Annotated in this window: 20 protein-coding genes; 8 read left to right on the top strand and 12 right to left on the bottom strand. The window is 62.5% G+C overall.

Annotation, left to right across the window (positions count from 1 at the left end; genetic code table 11):
• Positions 1–243 precede the first annotated feature (243 nt).
• Positions 244–1,170 carry an aldo/keto reductase gene (locus tag PCS43_RS11055; protein ID WP_039973210.1) on the top strand — a complete coding sequence of 309 codons (927 nt, stop codon included), beginning with the start codon at positions 244–246 and terminating at the stop codon, positions 1,168–1,170.
• 213 nt (positions 1,171–1,383) lie between these two features.
• Complete coding sequence (locus tag PCS43_RS11050; protein ID WP_161120861.1) at positions 1,384–2,262, top strand: sugar phosphate isomerase/epimerase family protein; 879 nt, start codon at positions 1,384–1,386, stop codon at positions 2,260–2,262.
• Positions 2,263–2,488: 226 nt separating this feature from the next.
• Here PCS43_RS11050 and PCS43_RS11045 read toward each other — a convergent pair whose 3' ends face one another.
• The 7 genes from PCS43_RS11045 to prfB all read right to left on the bottom strand — a co-directional run bounded on the left by PCS43_RS11045 (position 2,489) and on the right by prfB (position 8,139).
• Entirely contained in the window at positions 2,489–3,346 is an 858-nt protein-coding gene (locus PCS43_RS11045; RefSeq protein WP_074447096.1) for a DMT family transporter, read from the bottom strand.
• Between the two features lie 8 nt (positions 3,347–3,354).
• Positions 3,355–3,828 (bottom strand): SsrA-binding protein SmpB, encoded by a 474-nt coding sequence (gene smpB, locus PCS43_RS11040; RefSeq protein ID WP_003942330.1) that lies wholly within the window; start codon positions 3,826–3,828, stop codon positions 3,355–3,357.
• Positions 3,829–3,904: 76 nt separating this feature from the next.
• Positions 3,905–4,810 (bottom strand): permease-like cell division protein FtsX, encoded by a 906-nt coding sequence (gene ftsX / locus PCS43_RS11035; RefSeq protein WP_003942367.1) that lies wholly within the window; start codon positions 4,808–4,810, stop codon positions 3,905–3,907.
• 81 nt (positions 4,811–4,891) lie between these two features.
• The gene (gene ftsE, locus PCS43_RS11030; RefSeq protein ID WP_020969258.1) at positions 4,892–5,572 is read right to left on the bottom strand and encodes a cell division ATP-binding protein FtsE; all 681 of its coding nucleotides are present in this window, start codon (positions 5,570–5,572) and stop codon (positions 4,892–4,894) included.
• A gap of 71 nt (positions 5,573–5,643) precedes the next feature.
• Positions 5,644–6,129: a hypothetical protein gene (locus PCS43_RS11025; protein WP_007731286.1), complete on the bottom strand. Its 486-nt coding sequence runs from the start codon at positions 6,127–6,129 to the stop codon at positions 5,644–5,646.
• The gene (locus tag PCS43_RS11020; protein WP_003942304.1) at positions 6,126–7,010 is read right to left on the bottom strand and encodes a mechanosensitive ion channel family protein; all 885 of its coding nucleotides are present in this window, start codon (positions 7,008–7,010) and stop codon (positions 6,126–6,128) included. Before PCS43_RS11020 ends, PCS43_RS11025 begins: the two co-directional genes overlap by 4 nt.
• 22 nt (positions 7,011–7,032) lie before the next feature.
• Positions 7,033–8,139: a peptide chain release factor 2 gene (gene prfB, locus PCS43_RS11015; RefSeq protein ID WP_003942364.1), complete on the bottom strand. Its 1,107-nt coding sequence runs from the start codon at positions 8,137–8,139 to the stop codon at positions 7,033–7,035.
• Between the two features lie 109 nt (positions 8,140–8,248).
• Here prfB and PCS43_RS11010 point away from each other — a divergent pair, with 109 nt between their 5' ends.
• From PCS43_RS11010 to PCS43_RS11000, 3 genes are all read left to right on the top strand, one after another.
• A complete protein-coding gene (locus PCS43_RS11010; protein ID WP_007731285.1) occupies positions 8,249–8,743 on the top strand; it encodes a beta-class carbonic anhydrase in 495 nt (164 codons plus the stop codon).
• A 19-nt stretch (positions 8,744–8,762) separates the two neighbouring features.
• Positions 8,763–9,545 (top strand): histidinol-phosphatase, encoded by a 783-nt coding sequence (hisN, locus tag PCS43_RS11005; RefSeq protein ID WP_007731284.1) that lies wholly within the window; start codon positions 8,763–8,765, stop codon positions 9,543–9,545.
• A gap of 136 nt (positions 9,546–9,681) precedes the next feature.
• A complete protein-coding gene (locus PCS43_RS11000) occupies positions 9,682–11,220 on the top strand; it encodes a multicopper oxidase family protein (RefSeq protein WP_070160148.1) in 1,539 nt (512 codons plus the stop codon).
• Here the strand turns inward: PCS43_RS11000 and PCS43_RS10995 are convergent.
• Both PCS43_RS10995 and PCS43_RS10990 read right to left on the bottom strand, forming a co-directional pair.
• Positions 11,214–11,852 (bottom strand): response regulator, encoded by a 639-nt coding sequence (locus tag PCS43_RS10995; protein ID WP_030534984.1) that lies wholly within the window; start codon positions 11,850–11,852, stop codon positions 11,214–11,216. The genes PCS43_RS11000 and PCS43_RS10995 overlap by 7 nt on opposite strands.
• Entirely contained in the window at positions 11,849–12,994 is a 1,146-nt protein-coding gene (locus tag PCS43_RS10990) for a sensor histidine kinase (RefSeq protein WP_256261657.1), read from the bottom strand. Before PCS43_RS10990 ends, PCS43_RS10995 begins: the two co-directional genes overlap by 4 nt.
• Before the next feature lie 103 nt (positions 12,995–13,097).
• Between PCS43_RS10990 and PCS43_RS10985 the strand changes: the two genes are divergently transcribed.
• From PCS43_RS10985 to PCS43_RS10975, 3 genes are all read left to right on the top strand, one after another.
• Positions 13,098–14,546, top strand: coding sequence for an acyl-CoA dehydrogenase family protein (locus PCS43_RS10985; RefSeq protein ID WP_073512822.1), 1,449 nt, complete (start codon positions 13,098–13,100; stop codon positions 14,544–14,546).
• Between the two features lie 27 nt (positions 14,547–14,573).
• Positions 14,574–15,779, top strand: coding sequence for an acyl-CoA dehydrogenase family protein (locus PCS43_RS10980; protein WP_003942363.1), 1,206 nt, complete (start codon positions 14,574–14,576; stop codon positions 15,777–15,779).
• Positions 15,780–15,935: 156 nt separating this feature from the next.
• On the top strand, positions 15,936–17,570 hold the full coding sequence (locus PCS43_RS10975; RefSeq protein WP_209908167.1) for an acyl-CoA synthetase: 1,635 nt from the start codon (positions 15,936–15,938) through the stop codon (positions 17,568–17,570).
• A gap of 6 nt (positions 17,571–17,576) precedes the next feature.
• On the opposite strand, the gene PCS43_RS10970 is transcribed toward PCS43_RS10975, so the two are convergent.
• The 3 genes from PCS43_RS10970 to PCS43_RS10960 are packed head-to-tail and all read right to left on the bottom strand — an operon-like array spanning position 17,577 to position 21,129.
• Positions 17,577–18,905: an amidohydrolase family protein gene (locus tag PCS43_RS10970; RefSeq protein ID WP_125050620.1), complete on the bottom strand. Its 1,329-nt coding sequence runs from the start codon at positions 18,903–18,905 to the stop codon at positions 17,577–17,579.
• A gap of 40 nt (positions 18,906–18,945) precedes the next feature.
• Positions 18,946–19,923: an isopenicillin N synthase family dioxygenase gene (locus PCS43_RS10965; RefSeq protein ID WP_003942293.1), complete on the bottom strand. Its 978-nt coding sequence runs from the start codon at positions 19,921–19,923 to the stop codon at positions 18,946–18,948.
• Between the two features lie 15 nt (positions 19,924–19,938).
• Positions 19,939–21,129 carry a hypothetical protein gene (locus tag PCS43_RS10960; RefSeq protein ID WP_007731279.1) on the bottom strand — a complete coding sequence of 397 codons (1,191 nt, stop codon included), beginning with the start codon at positions 21,127–21,129 and terminating at the stop codon, positions 19,939–19,941.
• Positions 21,130–21,356 lie beyond the last annotated feature (227 nt).

Raw genomic sequence — 21,356 nt, 5'->3', positions numbered from 1 at the left:
GGAATCCCGATGAGTGGAAAAACCACTTCCTACTGCGGTCCGGGCTCGTGCACGATTTGAATCGCTCCGATGAAGTGGGTCGGCGGACCCACCTTGTCGATGTATGGAATGTAGATGTTCGTTCGTCCCACAGGGCCTGCCGACCGCTCAGAGCTCTTGCAGGGTAATTGATCTTGCGTCCAATCATTCGTCGAGTTCGCGGGGCGACGAATTCACGTAAGTGGCGAAAACAAGGGGAATGACATGGAATTACGACAACTCGCGCGCGATCTTCAAGTCTCGCGTATTGGCCTAGGGTGTAACAACTTTGGTACCCGACTGGACCCTGAGGGGAGTACGGAGGTAGTCCGTACCGCCCTCGATGAGGGCGTCACCCACTTTGACACAGCGACGATGTACGGAAACGGGCGCTCGGAGGAAATCCTCGGCAAGGCGCTCGCAGGTCAACGAGACCAGGTGGTAATCGCCACCAAAGCGATTCCACGCCCGCGTGAGGTCGATTACAAGCCCGGAGTACTCGCACGGAGCATCGAGGATAGCTGTGAGGCAAGCTTGCGGCGACTCAGCACCGATCGAATCGACTTGTACTACCAGCATGTCCCTGACCCCGATGCTCCACTGGAGGAGGCCATCGAGGCGTTGAATGGGCTGGTAGCCAAAGGGAAAGCCCGCCACGTAGCTTGCTCGAACTACTCCGCGGATCAGATGAGGCAGGCCGAGGGCATCGCCACCGGTACTGGCGCATCGCATTTATTGGCGAACCAGGTCGAATGGAATTTGCTCAACCGCGCGATCGAGGCAGACATTGTTCCCGCCGCACACGAGGTCGGAATGTCAATCATCCCTTTCTTTCCGCTTGCTTCCGGAATGCTCACCGGTAAGTACACGATGCGACGGCCGTTTCCGACCGGCAGCCGACTAGCCAGTGCGCCGTACTTCGCCACACTGGCGACGGAAGAGAACTTCGAGTACGTGGAGAAACTGTCAGCGTTCGCACAAGCGTACGGACACTCGATACTCGAACTCGCCATAGCGTGGCTGTGCGCGCAGGAGAGCGTTCCCTCTGTGATCATCGGTGCGATGAACCCCGAACAAGTGCGATCAAATGTTGCCGCCGCGGAGTGGAAGCTCGACGACGACGTTCTTGCGGCGCTGCCTTCGCGCCCCTGAAAGTCTGCGGTTCAACTCCTTTTGCTGATTTGACTACTGAGCAGCCAGATAGAAAACAAACGGCCCGCGCACTGGTAGCTCGCTTTCGCAGTCCAATGTTGGACTTCCAACCTGTAAGCCGCGTCCACCGCGTTTGTTCCGCCGGCAGTCGCAACGACAGGACCAACACATCACCTCCGAGTGTGTGTGAGTGACGAAGAGAAGTGGCCATCGATGACCTACCAGGCTGTGCAGCCAATCGAGGGCACTGCCCTCTGCTGGGGATGCATCCCACACGCTGATTTGATACAGCTCGCCGAGTTGGCCCGTAGGGGCGGCTTTCCAGAGATCACTGTTCATCCCTCGCAATATTCGATTGTGAAGAGTGCCGACTCCCGAGTGCGGGAGCGCCTGGACGGTCTAGGTGTGACTGTTGGCGTGATCGATGCGCTCATGACCTATCTACCCGGCTCTGCTCGACTGGATGAGGTACCTCCACACTGGCGCAAGCTCATGGTAGATCTCGACGAGTGTCTCGAAGCCGCTGAGGCGCTTCACGCTCGCACTCTCAACGTCGCCCATTTCTTGGGTGATCCGACAGTGAAGAGAAACGCGCTGGCGTCGGCGGTGCGACAAGTCGCCGACCGCGCAGCCGAGGTCGGAGTTCGTGTCAGTCTGGAGTTCATCCCCGGCACAGGAATACCGGATCTCGGTGCGGCGTTGGACATCGTCCGGCGAGCCGACCACCCCGGCGTTGGAATCCTGTTCGATACTTGGCACTTTCTGCGCTCGGGTGGTACGCCGACCCAGCTTGCAGAGGTTACCCATGGTCAGGTATTCGAAGTGCAGATCAGCGATCGCGTCCAGCCTGACCGCCACGATCCCTATGTACCGATGACCGGCCGCCTGGCTCCTGGCGAGGGAACGGCGCCGATCGCGGAGATTGTGCGGTCGTTGGGGGTCGTGGCTCCCGACGTCGTGTTGGGAGTCGAGGTGTTCACCGCTGATATCGGAGATCCGGAGGAAACCGTGGCCCACCTTTCCGCGGCCACTCGGATGTTCCTGCGGAGTACTGAATTTGGCTCGCCCGCGGGCATTGTCGAGCCGTCATGAGCTATCCCGAGGCCCTGAGTTTGGTGCGGTACCAAACTCGCACCGCCGCCGCGTTTTCCAATTTGGCCACTCCGCCAATCGGAGACCAGTTCAAACCACGCGGGACTCTTTTGACAGGATGGTGGCGGATCGGGGTATCCGGCGTGCAAGTAGCCCTGGTACTCGTCGAGGAATGAAACAGCGCGTTCCTACGATGGGTGTACGGGTCACAGCCGCTGAAAAGGAACTACGCCCCAGCGACGGCAATCATGCCGACTGCCGCCAGCGCCAACAGCATTCCCGCTTGTTGCACGCGGCTTACCCGCTCGCCCAGCATCACCATGGCGAGCAGAACCGTCGCAGCCGGATACAGCGAACCGATCACGCTGACCAGTGAGAGCATTCCGCCTTGGAAGGCGTAGATCATCGTCCCGTTCGCGACGACGTCGAGGACGCTGACGTACACCGCGAGCTTGAGTGGCTCGCGTCGTGGGAGAACGAAGTGACCGGCCGCCAGCGCGACCAACCACACCACGACGGTCGCGGCACCTCGAGATACGGCCAACGCCCACAGCCCGCTGCCCTCGCCGATCTGGTGAAGTGCGATGAACGAGAGTGCAAATGCGCCACCGCTTCCGACGGTCAGAAGAGCCACTTGTCTGGTGAAGCGGAGGGTGATTCCGCCGGCAACCTCACCCGCGGTGTCGTCAGGCGACTCGCGGCTGACCAGGACGACGGCGACCAGCGCGACGGCAATACCCAGGTACGCGATCAACCCCGGCCGCTCACCGAAAGCGAAGCCGACGAGCACCGGAATACCCGCCACCAGAACAGCTGTCAGCGGCGAGACCACCGACATGGGGCCGGTTGCCAGCGCGAGATAGAACCACCAGACCGCCAGACCACTCGTGACGCCCGCGATCGCACCCCAGATCAGACCGTTCGGCGTCAGCGTCCCGGATACGAAAGGTGCTGCGATCAGAACGATGACGAGCGAGAGTGGATACGAGACGATCACCACACGCAGTGCGGCAACTCGTCGTGACGCAACTCCCCCGACGAAGTCGCTGACTCCGTAGGCAACTGCCGCCACGAGGGCAAGCAGGATGGAGGTCAGCGCATGCCCTTGATACGACGACCGAGCTCGCGGGTCACCTCGCGCTCGGCGGTGCGCTTGGCCATGTCCTGGCGCTTGTCGTAGTCCTGCTTACCCTTTGCCAGTGCGAGTTCGACCTTGACCTTGCCGTCGTTGAAGTACATCGACAGCGGGACCAGCGTCTGGTTTCCCTCGCGGGTCTTGCCGACGAGGTGCTCGATCTCACGCTTGTGCAGCAGGAGCTTTCGGGTACGCCGTGGCGAATGGTTGTTCCACGTGCCTTGCGTGTACTCCGGAATGTGCAACGAGCGCAACCACACTTCGCCGTTGTCCACCGTGGCGAACGCGTCGACGAGCGACGCCTTGCCTTCACGCAGACTCTTGACCTCGGTCCCGACGAGAGCGATGCCGGCCTCGTAGGTGTCGATGATCGTGTAGTTGTGGCGTGCTTTGCGATTGGTCGCAATGACCTTGCGGCCCTTTTCCTTCACTGTCCGGGCCTCTCAGTCCGCTGTCTTGCTGTCGAATGGTTCTTGCTGTTCCAGCATAGAAGCTCGTGCAAACCGATTATTCGCGGACGTACAGACGCAGCGTCACGTACGCCGTCACCGCGGCCATTCCGACACCGGCAAGTACGAGGATCGGCGAGACGAACAGCACGTCACTGTTGGATATCCGCGCCACGATGTTCGCTTCGTAGACGTCGGACAGGACCCCGTCGATGAAGACGTTCTTCGCCGTGAACAGTCCGGCAATGGCGAGCACCGCACCGATCAAGGCCGCCACGACGGCTTCGAGGAGGAACGGAAGCTGGGTGTACCAACGCGTCGCGCCGACCAACCGCATGATGTTGACCTCGGTACGACGCGTGAACGCGGCGATCTGGACCATGTTGGCGATGAGCAGGATGGCCGCTATCGCCTGGACGATCGCGATCGCGAACGCTGCGTTGCGCACTCCACCGAGCACGCTGAACAGTCGGTCCACCAACTCGCGCTGATTGAGCACACTCTCGACGCCGGGCCTCGAACCGAAGGTGTCGTTGATGACGCCGAACCGCTCCGGGTCACTGAGCTTGACCTTGAACGACGCCGGGAAGCTGTCCGGGCTCACCAGGGCTGCCAGTTCGGGCTGGTCCTTGAACACGCGCTCGGTGGCGTCCTTCACGGCGTCTTCGCGGTTGAGGTACTGAACCGCGACGACGGACGGAGTCTGCTCGAGTTCCTTGCGCAACGAACTGCAGATCTCCTGCTCGCAACCGGGATCGGCCGAAGAGATGTCGTCGGTCAGGAAGATCTGCACCTCGACTCGTTCGAGGAAGATCTGCTGGGTCTTGCCTGCCATCTGCACGACCAGCAGACCACCGCCGAAGAGTCCGAGGGAGATCGCCGTCGTCAAGATCATGGCGATGGTCATCGTGATGTTGCGGCGTAGGCCGGTCAGGACTTCGCTGAAAATAAAGCTGGCGCGCATCGGGGAATCCGATTCCTTTTCGAGAGGCCGGTTGTTTCACGACAACCGGTGGGCGTACGGGACGTGTGGTCGTAGTCGGCGCTACCTGCCGACGCCGTACACACCCCGCGCTTCGTCTCTGGTCACCTTGCCGAGATCGAGTTCGATGACGCGTCGACGCATGGAGTCGACGATGTGGTGATCGTGGGTCGCCATCACGACGGTGGTGCCGGTGCGGTTGATCCGCTCGAGCAGCAGCATGATGTCCTGGCTCGTTTCGGGGTCCAGGTTGCCGGTGGGCTCGTCGGCGAGCAGCACGAGAGGGCGGTTCACGAATGCGCGGGCGATGGCGACGCGCTGCTGCTCACCGCCGGAAAGTTCGGTGGGCAGTCGATCGGCTTTGCCGGCCAGACCGACCATGTCGAGAACCTCGGGCACAGTGCGCGCGATGACGTTGCGGGGCTTGCCGATGACTTCCAACGCAAAGGCCACGTTCTCGGAGACCGTCTTCTGCTGAAGCAAGCGGAAGTCCTGGAACACACAGCCCATGCTCTGGCGAAGCTTCGGCACGCGGCGGGCCGCCAACTTGTTGACGTGGAAATCCGCGACCTCGATGTCGCCGGACGTGGGCGACTCCATCTTGAGCAGCAACCGCATGAACGTCGATTTGCCGGAGCCGGAGGGGCCGATGAGGAAGACGAACTCCCCCTTCTCCACCTCCACACTGACCTTGTCGAGCGCCGGCCTGGTGGAGGCCTTGTAGGACTTCGACACATTCTTCATGCTGATCACAACTAGCCAGTCTAGCCGTTATCTAACGGTGACCTTGGCGCCACGCGCGAGCACCCTCGTCCTTATCCGGTACCGGTGGTCGCGGGTGACTGCGGCACAGACGTCGGTGCCTGCATCGCCGCGCCAGGTTGGGGAACGGTCGTCGTCGCCGGAGTGGTCGGCACCGTGGTCGCGGACTGTTCGGCGTTGCCCGGCGCAGGCGCGGGACCCGAAGTCGGAGTCGGAGAACCTGAGCTGCCCGTGCTCGATTCCGGAGACTGGGTCTCGGACGTAGTCGTCGGCTCGGTCGAGGACGGCACGGGGGTCGTCGTCGACGGTTTGACCGAGGGCGCGACGTAAGGCTCGGTCTGCGACGTGTCCACGCTGGGCGGTGGTGTCACTGCGGTCGGGTCCTCAGGATTGAGATACGTATGCAACAGATACGTCAATATCCACGCCACGATGAGAATGAAGGTAGAGGTTCGCATCCGGCCGCCGAAAATCCGGGACGGGAGCCAGTCCAGGTGAAACAGTCGGTCGAGTCCGCGGCGCGGTTCCTGATCGGTCATTCGCTCGCCTCCTCGGTCCGTACGGTGTGCAGATCCGGTGACACCGTGATCCCCTGACGTCGCAGTGCTGCGGCGACGCGGACGCGAAGAGCGCGTCCGACCTGGAACTGTTTGCCAGGGAGTGTGCGCGCGACCATCCGCACGTTGACCTGATCGACCTCCAGGCTTTCGACGCCCATGACCGTGGGCTCGTCGAGCAGCAGTTTCTTGAGTCCGCGGTCGGCCATCGCGTCGACTCCGACCTGGCGAAGCACCTCGTTGACCCGGGTGAGATCGGCGGTCGCCGGAACCGGAACGTCGATGACGGCGCGTGCCCAATCCTTGGACAGGTTGGTCGCTTTCACGATCTGCCCGTTGGGAACGGTGATGACCTCGCCGTCGGAGTTCCGCATTCGCGTCACGCGCAGGGTCACGTCCTCGATGACACCCTCGGCGTCGTCGGAGGAGCCGGTGATCGCAAGTCGCACGGTGTCACCGAAGCCGTACTGACGTTCGGTGATGATGAAGAAACCGGCAAGAATGTCCTGCACGACGCGCTGTGCACCGAAACCGAGCGCCGCACCGAGAACGGTCGCCGGCGCGACGAGACTTCCGATCGGCAGGTTCAGTTGGTCGAGAACCTTCAGCGTCGCGATCACGTAGATGAACGTGATGACCACCCAGGTGATGACCTGCGCGACCGAGTGACGATGCTTGGTCGCCTCGGAACGAACCAGCGCATCGCCCAACTGATAGTTGGAGTCGATCTGGTCGGTGACCTTGTTGCCTCCCCAACTGACCAACCGGGCGAGAATCATCGCCCCGAGCACGGTCATGAGGACGGACAAACCGGTGGTTTGAAGCCAATCGAGCAGGTTCTGCCCAGGTCGAAGTAAAGTCATCGTGCCTTTCGGTATCCGAACGCTATGCGGACTGGTTCTCGCTCATGCGCCAGCGGATGCCGGCCTCGAGGAACCCGTCGATGTCGCCGTCGAGCACTGCCGACGGGTTGTTGACCTCGTACTCGGTACGCAGGTCCTTGACCATCTGGTACGGATGCAGAACATAGGAGCGCATCTGGTTGCCCCACGAGCTGCCGCTGTCGCCCTTGAGCGCATCCATCTCGGCGCGCTCTTCCTGACGCTTGACCGCGAGCAGTTTTGCCTGCAGGACGCGCATCGCCGACACCTTGTTCTGGAGCTGCGACTTCTCGTTCTGACAGGTGACGACGATTCCCGTCGGGATGTGCGTGAGTCGAACGGCGGAGTCCGTCGTGTTGACCGACTGGCCGCCGGGACCGGACGAGCGGTAGACGTCGACGCGGATGTCGTTCTCGTTGATCTCGATGTGGTCGGTCGTCTCGACGACCGGCAGTACCTCGACCTCGGCGAACGACGTCTGACGGCGCCCCTGGTTGTCGAAGGGGCTGATGCGAACGAGCCGGTGGGTGCCCATCTCGACGGACAACGTGCCGTACGTGTACGGGCCTTTGATCGCGAACGTCGCGCTCTTGAGTCCGGCTTCTTCGGCGTACGACGTGTCGTAGACCTCGACGCCGTAGTCGTGCTTCTCCGCCCAGCGGATGTACATACGCATGAGCATCTCGGCCCAGTCTGCAGCGTCGATACCGCCGGCACCGGAGCGGATGTTGATGAGCGCGTCGCGCTCGTCGTACTCGCCCGAGAGCATGGTCTTGACTTCCATCGCCGCGATGTCGTCTCGCAGGCTCGCGCGCTCGGCGTCGGCGTCGGCCACCGCGTCGGGGCCTTCGTCTTCTGCCAGTTCGTAGAGGATCGGCATCTCGTCGAGTCGCTCGCGTAGTGCCACGATCCGGCGCAGCTCGGCCTGCGCGTGGGAGAGCTGGCTCGTGACCTGCTGGGCGTGTTCCTGGTCGTTCCACAGACCCGGGTCGGCTGCCTGGTGCTCGAGCTCGTCGATGCGTCGGCGCAGCTCCTCGACGTCCACAACCGATTCGCAGGTGCGAAGGGTGGTGTCGAGGGCGTTCAGGTCTGCAATTACGTCGGGATGCACGGTTCTCAAGGCTACCGGGTGCCGACCTCGGCCCTGCCGCCCGTCACGTATTGGGATCACCGGGACTGGAAGCCTTGCCAACGTCGCTCCGAGGGAACCTACTGGAACGATGACTGTCACCGACGAATACCTGCAGAACAACGCCGCCTACGCCGAGCAGTTCACCGGACCGCTCCCCCTCCCACCCAGCAAACACGTCGCCGTACTCGCCTGCATGGACGCCCGCATCGACGTCTATCGGGTGCTGGGAATCAAGGAAGGCGAATCGCACGTCATCCGCAATGCGGGTGGAGTCGTCACCGACGACGAGATCCGATCCCTGGCCATCAGCCAGCGTCTGCTGGGAACTACCGAGATCATCCTCATCCACCACACCGACTGCGGAATGCTGACGTTCACCGACGACGACTTCAAGCGATCCATCCAGGACGAGATCGGCATCAAACCAAATTGGGCTGCCGAATCGTTTCCCGACATCGACGAGGACGTCCGTCAGTCGTTGAAGCGCATCGAGAACAGTCCGTTCGTCACCGCGACGACCTCCCTACGCGGATTCGTCTTCGACGTCGCAACCGGAAAGCTGAACGAGGTCCTCCCCGATTGAGCCGGTAGGTTGTGTACCCGTGACCGATCGCGCATCCGACCTCGCACTCGCCCTCCGTATCGCCGACGAGGCTGACGCGATCACTCGCGCCCGCTTCGGCGCCCTCGACCTTCGAGTGGACGACAAGCCGGACCTCACCCCCGTCTCCGACGCCGATCTGGCTGTCGAGCGAGCAGTGCGCGCGACGCTCGGTGAGCATCGTCCTGCGGATTCCGTACTCGGCGAGGAATTCGGCGGCGACGCAGTCTTCGAGGGCAGACAGTGGGTGGTCGACCCCATCGACGGGACCAAGAACTTCGTCCGCAACGTACCGGTGTGGGCCACGCTGATCAGCTTGCTCGAGGACGGCGTCCCGGTCATCGGCGTCGTGAGCGCACCTGCACTGAATCGGCGATGGTGGGCTGCAACAGGTTTGGGTGCACATACTTCCTTCGGGGACAGTGATGCGCGGGCGATCCAGGTATCCGCCGTCGATCGCAGCGAGTCAGCGAGCCTGAGCTTCTCGAGCCTCTCGGGGTGGAAGGACCGCGGAATTCGCGATCAGTTCGTCGAACTCACCGACCACGTCTGGCGCGTGCGCGGTTACGGGGACTTCTTCTCCTACTGCCTCGTGGCCGAAGGCGCCGTCGACATTGCTGCCGAACCCGAGGTTTCCCTGTGGGATCTGGCAGCGCTCGACGTATTGGTCCGTGAGGCCGGCGGCGCGTTCACCGATCTGGACGGCGGCGCAGGTCCGCACGGCGGCAGCGCGGTCGCCACCAACGGACTGCTGCACGAAGACGTTCTGGCCCGCCTGCGGTAACACCCGAGTACCAGAACATCCCACCCGCCGCAAGGGTCCGAGGGAGGAATTCCGACAGGCCCGTCGGCAGGATTCGGCACGACATCTCGGCCCGTTGACTGGAAGTAGTTGATCACGCACTACTTCCAGGAGAACGATGAACCGGATTTCCAGGCGCACGATTCTGTTCGGTCTGGCCGCAGCGCCCCTCGGGCTCGCGGTGGGCTGCGGCGCCGACCCGGCAGCGAAGAGCGCCACGTTGGCGGTGGCCGGAACTTCGCGTCCGCTACCGATTCCGCCGCTTGCCGAATCCACCGTCGACGACGCCGGTGTTCGCCACTTCACACTTCGTGCCGGTGCCGGGACCACCGAGATCGTCGCGGGAAAACTCACCGACACTTGGGGTTTCAACGGATCCATTCTGGGGCCGACCGTCCGCGCCGAACGCGGAGAATCTGTCGCATTCACGATCGACAACACACTGGCAGAGCCCACGACCGTCCATTGGCACGGCATGCATCTGCCCGCCCGATACGACGGCGGCCCGCACCAGACCATCGAAGCCGGCGGACGCTGGGAACCGGCGTGGACGATCGGCCAGTCGGCGTCGACGCTCTGGTATCACCCACACCCGCACGGATCCACCGAACGGCACGTGCAGCGCGGTCTCGCCGGACTGTTCCTGATCGACGACGCCGACACGCGGGCGTTGGACATCCCCAAAACCTATGGTGTCGACGATGTTCCGCTGATCATCCAGGATCGTCGATTCCTCGCCGACGGCAGCTTCGACGAATCGGATCCGACCGACATAGGCCTGCTCGGCGACACGATCGTCACCAACGGCATCTCCGACGCCTACCTCGACGTCACCACCGGGGTCGTCCGGTTACGCATTCTGAACGGCTCTTCCGGCCGTCTCTACAACCTGGGGTTCCCCGACGACCGCACGTTCGATCTGATTGCCACCGACGGCGGACTGCTCGAATCACCTATTGCGATCAAGCGGATTCAGCTCAGCCCCGGCGAACGAGCCGAGATCGTGGTTCGCGTCGACCCCGGTGCGACGACCACACTGGTGTCGTTCCCGATCGAGGACGGCGGTGGCGTGAGTTCCTCCGACGCCGAGAACTTCGGCATGAACGACCGCTTCGACATCCTCGAACTGCGGGGCGTTGCCAGCCGCGCGTCACGGTCGACTCTCCCGGCGCAGTTGGCCGTACTGCCGCGTCTGGATCCGTCGAAGGCAAGCGTTTCCCGAACCTTCGATCTGCAGTGGTACATGATCAACGGGCAACGAATGGACATGAACCGCATCGACTTCGAGGCCGAGGTCGGCGCGACCGAGGTGTGGACGATCACCAACAAGGACAACTGGCCACACAATTTCCATGTCCACGACGTACAGTTCCAGATCCTCGACGTCGACGGTCGCACTCCTCCGCCGCACTTGCGCGGACTCAAGGACACTGTTTACACACCACCGGGCAGTAGGATTCGCGTCGCGCTGCAGTGGTCCGAGTACACCGATCCCACGTTCCCGTACATGTTCCACTGCCACCTGCTGATGCACGAGGACCAAGGGATGATGGGCCAATTCCTCGTCCTCGAACCGGGGCAGAAGGCGGCTCCGATGCAGATGGACATGCCGATGGACATGCCGATGCCTTCGTCTGGTTCGCACTCCGGTCACTGAAAGTTCTGCAAGTGGTACACGGCGAGGCGAACCCGATTGTCGCAACCGGTCTTCGACATCAGGTTCGCCACGTGCGTCTTCACCGTGGTCACACCGAGATGCAGCGTGTCCGCGATCTCCTGATTGCTCTTCCCTTCTGCCACCAGTGCGAGGACCTGCGATTCGCGATCGGTCAACGGAACCTTGTCCGTCACAGCAGTGTCTGCGATACCACCGATCACCGCTCGATCCACAACCCGGCGGAGAAGTTCCGGAGTGAACACCATCTCGCCCTCGGCGATCCGCCGAATGGCACCGAGCAACTCGGCGGGTTCGGTGTCCTTGACGAAGAATCCCGAAGCCCCCGCGGCGAGTGCGGGATACAGATGATCGTCGTCGTCGAAGGTGGTCAGCACGAGAATGCGCGCTCGACGACCGGCCTTGACGATCTGCTGGGTGGCGCCGATCCCGTCCAGCCCGGGCATTCTCAAATCCATCAGAATCACGTCGGGATCCAATTCTGCAGCGAGCGCTACCGCCTCGACGCCGTTCGACGCCTCACCGGCCACGGTCATGTCCTCGGCTGCCGCGCACAGCATCCGCAAACCGGCGCGCACAAGTCGCTGGTCGTCGACGATCAGCACGCTGATCACGAGACATCGCCCGAGACAACGAGTGGAATACTCACGTGCACTTCCCATTTCCCGTCACTGTTGGTGCCGGCGGTCATCTCGCCGCCGACCAACTCCGCACGCTCCTGCATTCCCACCAGGCCATGACCTGCACTCCGAGGCGATCCCTCGACGTGGTTGACAACCCTGACATGCACCCGGTTGTCTTCGCGACCGACCGAGACCGATACCAGCCCCTTCTTGTCGCCGTGCTTCATGACGTTGGTCAGTGATTCCTGAATCACCCGCAACAACGTCAGCCTCCCGATCGCGTCGAGATCGGCTGCGCCTGACTCGACATTCTCCTGGGCATCGAAGACTGCCTGCACCTCGAAACCCGCCGCACGCACACGATCTATCGCCGCCTCGATTTCCGCCTCGACGGCATCCGGCTCGACCAGAGCGACCTCACCGAGCGAAGGATCACGAAGTGCGACCAGGAGGCGACGGATATCGGCCAGCGCATCGGACGCAGTCCCACGCACATCCGCGAGGACCTCACGCACGGCCTCGTCCTGGGGCGCCAAGACATGTTGAGCCACGCCGATTCTCAGGACGATCGATGCCATGTGGTGCGCAACCAGGTCGTGCAGTTCGCGGGCGAGCGCACTGCGCTCCGCAGCGCGGGTCTGCGCAAGATTGTTCGCGGCCAATTCACGCTGCGAGCGTAGATACAGCCCGAGCAGCAGTGGCAACCCCACGTACGCAAGCACTTTCACAGCCGTCGTGACAGACCAGAACGCTTCGTGAGATTCGAACCAGATCCCCGCGAGCACCGAACCGCACCATCCTGCTGCCGATACGGCAACCATTTCTCTACGCTCGGCCCGCATCGTGACGTCGACGACGGCGACCGCCCCGAGATACGGAACAAGCTCGGACAGCCCCCAGGCGTCGGCAACGAACATCGGAACGGCGAGCGCCGAGATGACCAGGGACGCGAAGACCGGCCATCGACGGCCGACGGCGAAGGCGAGCGCCGACAGCATCGACAGAATCCAGTAGGTGAGGGGAACTCGATACTCCCCCGGATACGTGCTGGCGATCAACAGGCACGGGACCACCACCAACGGCGTGTAGCGCACGTACCGCTGTATCCGATCTGGCACCTCTGTCCGGTTCACCCCTCGAGCCTATGACGCGCATCATTTCGCGGTTTCTCGACAACAGACCTTACTGATGAGTAAGATAAGGATCGTCCAACGCCCCAACACCGAGAAACAGCTGGTGATCATGACCAAGCAAGACAGTGTTGCCCCCGACAGGAGCGCTCAGCGCAGCGAATCGGGCGCGCAGCGCGGCGGCGCCAAGGGTGCGCCCCGCGACACGTCCGCCGTCGGCCTGAACCCGATCAAACGCGACGCCATGGGCGCAGCCATGCGTGTGCTTACCAAGATCACCGGTTCGGAACTGGCCGAGAAGTTCAATCTGCGTCAGACCATCGATCGCGTGACCTACGAGGGCACCAAGACGGGCTTCAAAACCCTGGGTGCCGCCACTCGAGGATTCCAGAAGGTCTCGGGCAACGGCGCACCCAAGCGCCTGCCCGACAACCCGAGCAAGAACGCCGACTACTTCGATCTGACCCCCGACGACGACCAGAAGATGATCGTCGAGACCGTGCGCGAGTTCGCGGCCGAGATCCTGCGTCCCGCAGCGCACGACGCCGACGGCGCAGCGCAGGCACCCGCCGATCTCTCCAAGCGCGCAGCCGAGCTCGGCATCACGCTGATCAATGTTCCCGAAGAACTCGACGGAGCAGCTGCCGATCGCGGCGCAGTCACCAATTCTCTTGTTGCCGAGGCACTTGCGCACGGAGACATGGGGCTTGCACTTCCGATCCTCGCACCCAGCGGTGTTGCAGTCGCACTGACGCAGTGGGGCACCGACGCGCAGCAGAAGACCTACCTTCCGGCCTTCACCGGCGAGCAGGTCCCCGGCGCAGCAGTGGTGGTCAACGAACCACGCGCACTGTTCGATCCGTTCGCCCTGCAGACCAAGGCAGTTCGCTCCCCCAGCGGCTACAAGCTCAACGGCGTCAAGAGCTTGGTGCCCGCCGCGGCTACGTCCGAGCTCTTCGTCATCGCCGCAGAACTCGACGGCAAGCCGTCCTTCTTCATCGTCGAATCCGACACCAAGGGACTCGTCGTCGAAGCAGATCCCAGCATGGGACTGCGCGCCGCAGGCCTGGGTCGCCTGATCCTCACCGATGTCGCTGTGCCGGAGTCCGCACTGCTCGGCGACGGTGACGCCGAGCAGCGCAAGGCCGAATACGCCGACGCGATTCGCCTGGCTCGCCTCGGTTGGGCGTCCATGGCCGTCGGCACCAGCCAGGCAGTTCTCGACTACGTGATTCCGTACGTCAACGAGCGCGAAGCGTTCGGCGAGCCGATCAGCCACCGCCAGGCGGTTGCCTTCATGGTCGCCAACATCGGCATCGAACTCGACGGACTGCGCCTGGTCACGCTTCGGGGCGCTTCACGCGCCGAGCAGGGCTTGTCCTTCGCTCGCGAATCCGCTCTGGCCCGGAAGCTGGCTTCCGAGAAGGGCATGCAGATCGGCCTCGACGGTGTGCAACTCCTCGGTGGACACGGGTTCACCAAGGAACACCCGGTCGAGCGCTGGTACCGCGACCTCCGTGCCATCGGCGTTGCCGAGGGCATCGTCCTCATCTGACGCCGCTGAACTTCCAGGAGAACCACGATGATCAACCTCGAACTTCCCAAGAAGCTCAAAGCATCAGCGAACCAGGCACATCAGGTCGCGGCGCAGATCTTCCGACCCATTTCACGTAAGTACGATCTCGCTGAGCACGAGTACCCCGTCGAGCTCGACACCATGGCCGCCATGGTGGAAGGCCTCTCCGATTCCGGTGGAGACATCGGCGGCGCCAGCGGCGGACGGTCCGACGCCAGCGCCAAGGGCGGCAACGCCAACGGCGGCAACATGTCTGCGCTCCTCAACTCGCTCGAAACATCTTGGGGCGACGTCGGACTCATGCTCTCGATCCCCTACCAAGGGCTCGGCAACGCCGCGATCGCCGCAGTGTCCACCGACGAACAGCTCGAACGTTTCGGCAAGGTGTGGGCCTCGATGGCCATCACCGAACCGAGCTTCGGTTCCGACTCCGCCGCAGTGACCACCACCGCCGTTCTCGACGGCGACGAGTGGGTTCTCAACGGCGAGAAGATCTTCGTCACCGCCGGTGAGCGTTCGACGCACATCGTCGTGTGGGCATCGGTCGACAAGTCGAAGGGCCGAGCGGCCATCAAGTCGTTCGTCGTTCCGCGTGACGCACCGGGCCTGAGCGTTGCTCGCCTCGAGCACAAGCTGGGCATCAAGGCCTCCGACACCGCAGTACTCCTGCTCCAGGATTGCCGCATTCCCGCGGACAACATCCTCGGCAGCCCGGAGGTCAACGTGGAGCAGGGCTTTGCCGGCGTCATGCAGACGTTCGACAACACCCGGCCCCTCGTTGCAGCCATGGCCGTCGGCGTCGGACGCGCAGCTCTCGAAGAACTGCGCGGCATCCTGACCGAAGCCGGTGTCGAGATCTCCTACGACACACCGGTCTACAACCAGCATGCAGCTGCAGCCGAGTTCATCCGTTTGGAAGCCGACTGGGAGGCCGCGTACCTGCTGTCTCTGCGCGCGGCGTGGATGGCCGACAACAAGAAGCCGAACTCGCTCGAAGCGTCCATGTCCAAGGCGAAGGCCGGCCGCACCGGCACCGACGTGACGCTCAAGGCAGTCGAGTTGGCCGGCACTTACGGCTACTCGCAGCGCCCGTTGCTCGAGAAGTGGGGCCGCGACTCGAAGATTCTCGACATCTTCGAGGGCACCCAGCAGATCCAGCAGCTGATCGTCGCACGCCGTCTACTCGGAAAGTCGTCCGCCGAACTGAAGTGACGGTCGCACGGACCAGATCCCGAAACACTCCGCCCCGCCACCTTTCGAGGTGGCGGGGCGGAGTGCTCGGTCGCCATCGTGAAACTTCACCACCGAAACCTGATTGCGCATTAGTGTGTAATCAGTCCTACAACGACGCTGGGAAGAGGTTCACGTATGCCCGGATTGGTCACCAAGGTCACTGACACCATCGGCGCGGCGGGGGTTATGTTCCGAGCCGGACTCGTCCCGTTCCCTCGCCTCGATCGCGGACTCAAATCCATTGCAGCCGTGGACAAGTACGGACCCTTTGCCGGGCCGGTCCATGCACACGCCGAGAACGGCTACGATGCGGTGGCGATCATCGACGAGCGCGGACCCATCACCTATGCCGAGCTCGAGCGTCAGAGCAACGCGTTGGTCCGGGCGTGGCAGGCCGACGGCATCACCTCCGACTCCGTCATGGGTGCGATGTGCCGTAACCATCGAGGCTTGGTCCTGACCATGCTGGCGGCAGCAAAGAACGGAACGAAGCTCGTTCTCATGAACACGGGCTTCGCTCGGCCCCAACTCGTGGACGTCGCAGCGCGTGAGAAGGTTGTCGCCTTCGTCTACGACGACGAGTTCGCGGACATCGCCGATGCCTTGCCGGACGACGTCGTCGTCTATCGTTCCTGGCCAGAGGGCACAGCCGCTGACGGTTCCACGGCAGCTACTCTCGACGAGGCCATCGCCGGACGCACCACGTCGTCGGTGCCGGCACCCGAGAAGAACGGTGGCTTCGTCCTCCTCACCAGCGGCACAACGGGAACTCCCAAGGGTGCGCCGCGTGGCCACACCTCCCCTCTCGCGTCGGCACAGTTCCTCGACCGCGTGCCGTTGCGCCGCGGACAGACCATGATGATGGCGGCCCCCGCCTTCCACGGAACCGGTGTCTCGCAGTTCGCTCTCGCGTTGGCGCTCGGCCAGACCGTCGTCATGCATCGAAAGTTCGATCCGGAGAACACGATCAAGCTTGTCGCCCAGTACAAGTGCGACAGTCTGGTCGTGGTCCCGACGATGCTCACTCGCATCATCGACCTCGGTCCCGACGTGCTGTCCAAGTACGACACGTCGAACCTGAAGATCATCTTCTCGGCAGGTTCGTCACTCTCGCCCGACCTGTGCAAGCGAGTCACGGCCTCGTTCGGGTACGTCCTCTACAACCTGTACGGATCCACCGAGGTCGCAGTGGCCACGGTCGCGACTCCCGAGGATCTGACCATTGCGCCGGGAACCGCGGGCCGCGCTCCGGTGACCTGTCACGTCGAACTGTTCGACGAGAACAACAAGAAGATCACCACCCCACACACGATCGGCAGGATCTTCGTCGCCAGCGGGCTGAGCTTCGAGGGATACACCGACGGGCGCGACAAGGAACGTATCGACGGACTTCTCTCGACCGGCGACGTCGGACACTTCGACGCCAACGGCCTCCTCTTCGTCGACGGCCGCGACGACGACATGATCGTCTCCGGTGGCGAGAACGTCTACCCGCTCGAAGTCGAGAACCTGCTCGCCGATCGAGAGGACGTCTTGGAAGCGGCAGTCATCGGAGTCGAGGACGCCGACTTCGGGCACCGCCTGCGAGCTTTTGTAGTCGTCGCCCACGGCGCCGACCAGAACTCCGACGAGCTGAAGGATCACGTCCGGTCGAATCTCGCGCGCTACAAGGTTCCCCGCGAGATCGTCTTCATCGACGAACTTCCCCGCAACGCCACCGGAAAGCTGTTGCGCCGCGTCCTGATCGAGACGGAGATCAGCGAAGACTGAGCACAGTCACCAAGCGCTGAGCGTGCGGATCAATTCCGCCTCGTCGACGCGAGTCGAGTGCCCGTCGCGGAGCACGACCTCGCCCGCAACCAACACCGTGTCCACTATCTGACGACTGCCCGTCGTGAGAATGGACGCACCCGGATCTCGCACCGGGAGGCAACCGAAGTCGCGTTCGAACCGAATCATGGTGAGGTCGGCGGGATCGCCCACGGAGATCCCGCCGGACCTGGCCGGCAGACCGAGTGCTGCGTTTGCACCGCCGGATGCGATGTCGATCATGGCTTCGAAGCCGAGCAGGTCGGCACGGCCGCGCGCGGCTCGCTGCACATAGGCGCCGGTGCGCAGCGTCTCGAGCATGTCCTGAGTATCGTTGCTGGCTGCGCCGTCCACACCCAACCCCACCGCGATCCCCGCGTCGAGGAAACTCGGGACGGGCGCGATTCCGCTACCGAGCCGCATGTTGCTGACGGGGTTGTACGACACTCCGACGCCGCGCTCCGCCAGCACCTTCTGACCACGGTCGTCGAGTTCGACGCAGTGGACCGCCAGCACCCGGTCCCACAAGAACCCATGGGAATCCAGGTAGTCGACCGCGTTCATGCCCGCGTGTTCGGTACACATCGTGTTGTCGGTCTGCGTCTCGAGCAGGTGAATCGAGACCGTCAGGTCGCGAGCCTGCGCGAACTCACGCACGTCCGACATCCCATCCGGGGTCAGCGAACGTGGGTTCGGTACCGCGACTGCCACGTCAATGCGGGAACCGGCGACGTCCCGCATCATCTGATCCGTATGTGCGAGAACGTCTCCGAGTGGTTGCATGAGCCGCGGATCGAAGCCCCACTTCCTCGTCTTGTCCGCCCGGTCTGCGGTTCCGCGTCCCAGCACCGCACGAATCCCGGTGTCGTGCAACGCCCGGATCACGGCATCGTGAACCTCGCTGGACGGATGCGGCCACATGTGTTCGACCAGGGTGGTCGTACCGCTGCGCAATGCCTCCAGCGAGGCTGCGACAGTGGCCGTGTATGCGCGCTCCGGCGTGATCTGAACCGACTCTTCTGCGACCGCGAGTAGCCATTCGAGAAGCGGTGTCCCTTCGGCGATCCCACGCATCAGTGACTGCTGAAGGTGCGTATGGGTGTTGACGAAGCCAGGGATCAGATACGCCCCCGATCCGTCCACACTTCCAGGTGTGGCGGTGCCGGTCGACTTCTCGATCGATTCGACCACCCCATTCGAGACAACGACGTCGTGGCCGGTCAGCCATTGCCCGCCGCTGTACAACGTCACGTCCCGGATGATCGCGTCGGTCATGTTCTTGGGCGCGGTAGTCATCGCCAGTTCTCCTGAAAGTGTGTGACGGAACGGATACGGATCAACGCGCGAAGTTCGCGCGCACTCGCTGGTCGATGTAGTCCTCGGCAGTGATCGGCGGGTACTTGCCCGCCGGCCCCTCGATGGTCACGTCGCGGTTCGCCTGAGCGAAGAACGCGAGGCTGTAGCGGGCTCCCCGATAGTCGGTGACTCCGGGACTCTTGACCCGATGAAAATTCGACGGCAGGACGTCATCACTCCATCTCATCAGCATGTCGCCGATGTTGCAGGTGATCGCTTCCTCAGCCGGCACCACTGACGTCCATTCCTGGGTGTCCATCTCCTTGCCCGGGCACAGTTGCAAACCGCCCTGACCGTCACGCTGGAAAAGCAATGTCAGGCAATCGAAATCGGTGTGTGCTCCGGCACGCCACATCCCTTCGACATCTGCGTCGGCGGCAAGGGGGAAGTAGTGGAGTAGTCGCAGTGTGCTCTGGTACGTGTCCACCGACGGGTCATGTGCCCTGGTGAAGAAGTCTCGTTCGAATCCCAGCTTCTCGGCGAAGCACGACAACAGGTCCATCGCAATGCCCCAGCACTTGGCTTCGAAGTCCAGGATCGTTTCGCGGAATCCGCCCAATTCGTCTGCAGTGGGCCACAGATCACCCATATGCGGGCGGGTCACCTGATAGGACTCTTTCTGATCAGGTGTTCCGATGGACGGACGCACCTGCGTCATGCTCTCCCAGCCAGAGTTGAAACCCTTCTTGAGCGGATACTGCGCTTTGACCTCAGTGGGCAGTGCAAAGAATCGCTCGGCCGCCGCGAAAGCCTCGCGGACCTGGTCCAGATCGATCCCGTGATTGACGATTTGGAAGAATCCGATGTCGGTCGCTGCCGACCACAACTCCTCGGCGATCTCGCTGCGCCGGTTCTCGAAATCCGAGAGATCGATTCTTCGGACCTCGCGGTCGGTGGTCTCCGTGCCCAGGCCACCCATGCGGGTCTCGCGGTTGAGTTCTGTCATGTCGTACGTCATTTGCTGTCAGCTCCTTCAGCGGATTCCGATGGACCGATCGGTGAACTTGTCGGTGTAGATCTCTTCTGCAGTCAATGACTGCGGTATCGCCGCACCCCCGGCGTTCAGGATGGGCTTCAGTTCTTCGACGGTGTGAGCGACTCGCGTCATGTCGAACGTGCCGACGGATCCGTCCGCCTCGTTCGCGATCAGGCCCTTCTCTTTCAAGAGTTGGGCACTGAACGCTGCTTCACCCTCGGTGTAGGGAGAGAACGACACGTCCTGCGAGACGACGTCGACAATGGCAGCATTCGCCGTATCCGGCGCTGTGATGTAGTCCGCGGTGGCCTGCTGAATGATCGGAACCAGCTTGCTCAAACACGGGGAGAGTGTCTCGACCTTGTCGGCACGAACGGAAACATTGGACGCGTAGATGTCGAAACCCGAATCTTTCAGCAGGTCATAGGAAACCGGCTTGTCCCACGCCGGCGTCTCCTTCTCGTACGTGTACGGTTCCGAATTCGCGAATCCTTGCTGAGCGATGGTCGGGTCACCGACAAATCGCGAGGGAGCTCCGTCGTAGCTCGTGTCGAGCTGAGACTGCTTCAGTAGGCCTTTCGCCACGAGCCACTGCGGAAACAGTTGCTCCTTGGAAACGACGACACTCGCGTCGGACTTGCCGATATCGGCAACACTCGCCCATTCCGGATGAGACTCTTTGTCCCACATGAGGATTGCCGGGCTGTACTTGAGCAATGGCGTGACGGCCACAACGGGCTGACTTGCCGCTGCCGCGATCACCTGATCGCCGTGCACCAAGCCGAGAGTGATCGAATCGTCGACGTACATCTGGGAGCTGACGGATTGGAACCCGATTGCCGGTCCCCCGGCCCGCAAGGTCAAGTCGACTCCGGTGTCCTTCCCTCCGGCGACAAGAGTCCCGCTGACGGACTTGTCGTCGGTGTCGACCGAATAGCCGGGACCAAGCATCTCGAAGAGCGCTCCCATATCCGACTGTGGCTGCCATTGGAGTTGAACCACAACGTTTTCCGGACAGAGACCCGCTAGGTTCTGAGCCTCGGCAGCTGGTTCGAGAGATTCAGCCTTGGCCGTCTCAGCCTCACTGGAGCTGCACGCAGTCAATCCGATGGCTGCACACATGGCCAGTGCCGCGCCGGCCGCTCCCACACTTCTGCGATTGGAATGCACCTTGCGATTTGAATACACAGCGTCTCCTTCGTTAAAACAATTGGGATGTGGGCGAACCAGGAAGGATGATCCGATGTGCACACTCTGCAGCACATGGATTACATGCAATCGACTAGTTGTTTCCATCAGGTAACGCGCGCCAGGATTCTCGCTTCACCTGCAATGTCACCTCACATTTACATTCAGCAATCTAGGCAACATACATGCAATTCAAGATGGTTAATACATCTTGAAGAACTTTTGCA

The organism is Rhodococcus sp. C-2 (assembly GCF_027854095.1).
GTDB classification, from domain to species: Bacteria; Actinomycetota; Actinomycetes; order Mycobacteriales; family Mycobacteriaceae; genus Rhodococcus_F; species Rhodococcus_F qingshengii.
Note: the sequence above shows the minus strand (reverse complement) of the source record. Positions and strands in the feature narration are given on the sequence as shown.

Bases quoted from the DNA above. Each gene is read 5' to 3' on its own strand.
- PCS43_RS11010 (WP_007731285.1), top strand. From the start codon at position 8,249: ATGACTGTCACCGACGAATACCTGCAGAACAACGCCGCCTACGCCGAG.
- PCS43_RS10975 (WP_209908167.1), top strand. From the start codon at position 15,936: ATGCCCGGATTGGTCACCAAGGTCACTGACACCATCGGCGCGGCGGGG.
- PCS43_RS11055 (WP_039973210.1), top strand. From the start codon at position 244: ATGGAATTACGACAACTCGCGCGCGATCTTCAAGTCTCGCGTATTGGC.
- ftsE (WP_020969258.1), bottom strand. From the start codon at position 5,572: ATGAAGAATGTGTCGAAGTCCTACAAGGCCTCCACCAGGCCGGCGCTC.
- ftsX (WP_003942367.1), bottom strand. From the start codon at position 4,810: ATGCGCGCCAGCTTTATTTTCAGCGAAGTCCTGACCGGCCTACGCCGC.
- PCS43_RS10980 (WP_003942363.1), top strand. From the start codon at position 14,574: ATGATCAACCTCGAACTTCCCAAGAAGCTCAAAGCATCAGCGAACCAG.
- PCS43_RS11020 (WP_003942304.1), bottom strand. From the start codon at position 7,010: ATGACTTTACTTCGACCTGGGCAGAACCTGCTCGATTGGCTTCAAACC.
- PCS43_RS11025 (WP_007731286.1), bottom strand. From the start codon at position 6,129: ATGACCGATCAGGAACCGCGCCGCGGACTCGACCGACTGTTTCACCTG.
- PCS43_RS10965 (WP_003942293.1), bottom strand. From the start codon at position 19,923: ATGACGTACGACATGACAGAACTCAACCGCGAGACCCGCATGGGTGGC.
- PCS43_RS11050 (WP_161120861.1), top strand. From the start codon at position 1,384: ATGACCTACCAGGCTGTGCAGCCAATCGAGGGCACTGCCCTCTGCTGG.
- PCS43_RS10970 (WP_125050620.1), bottom strand. From the start codon at position 18,905: ATGACTACCGCGCCCAAGAACATGACCGACGCGATCATCCGGGACGTG.
- PCS43_RS11000 (WP_070160148.1), top strand. From the start codon at position 9,682: ATGAACCGGATTTCCAGGCGCACGATTCTGTTCGGTCTGGCCGCAGCG.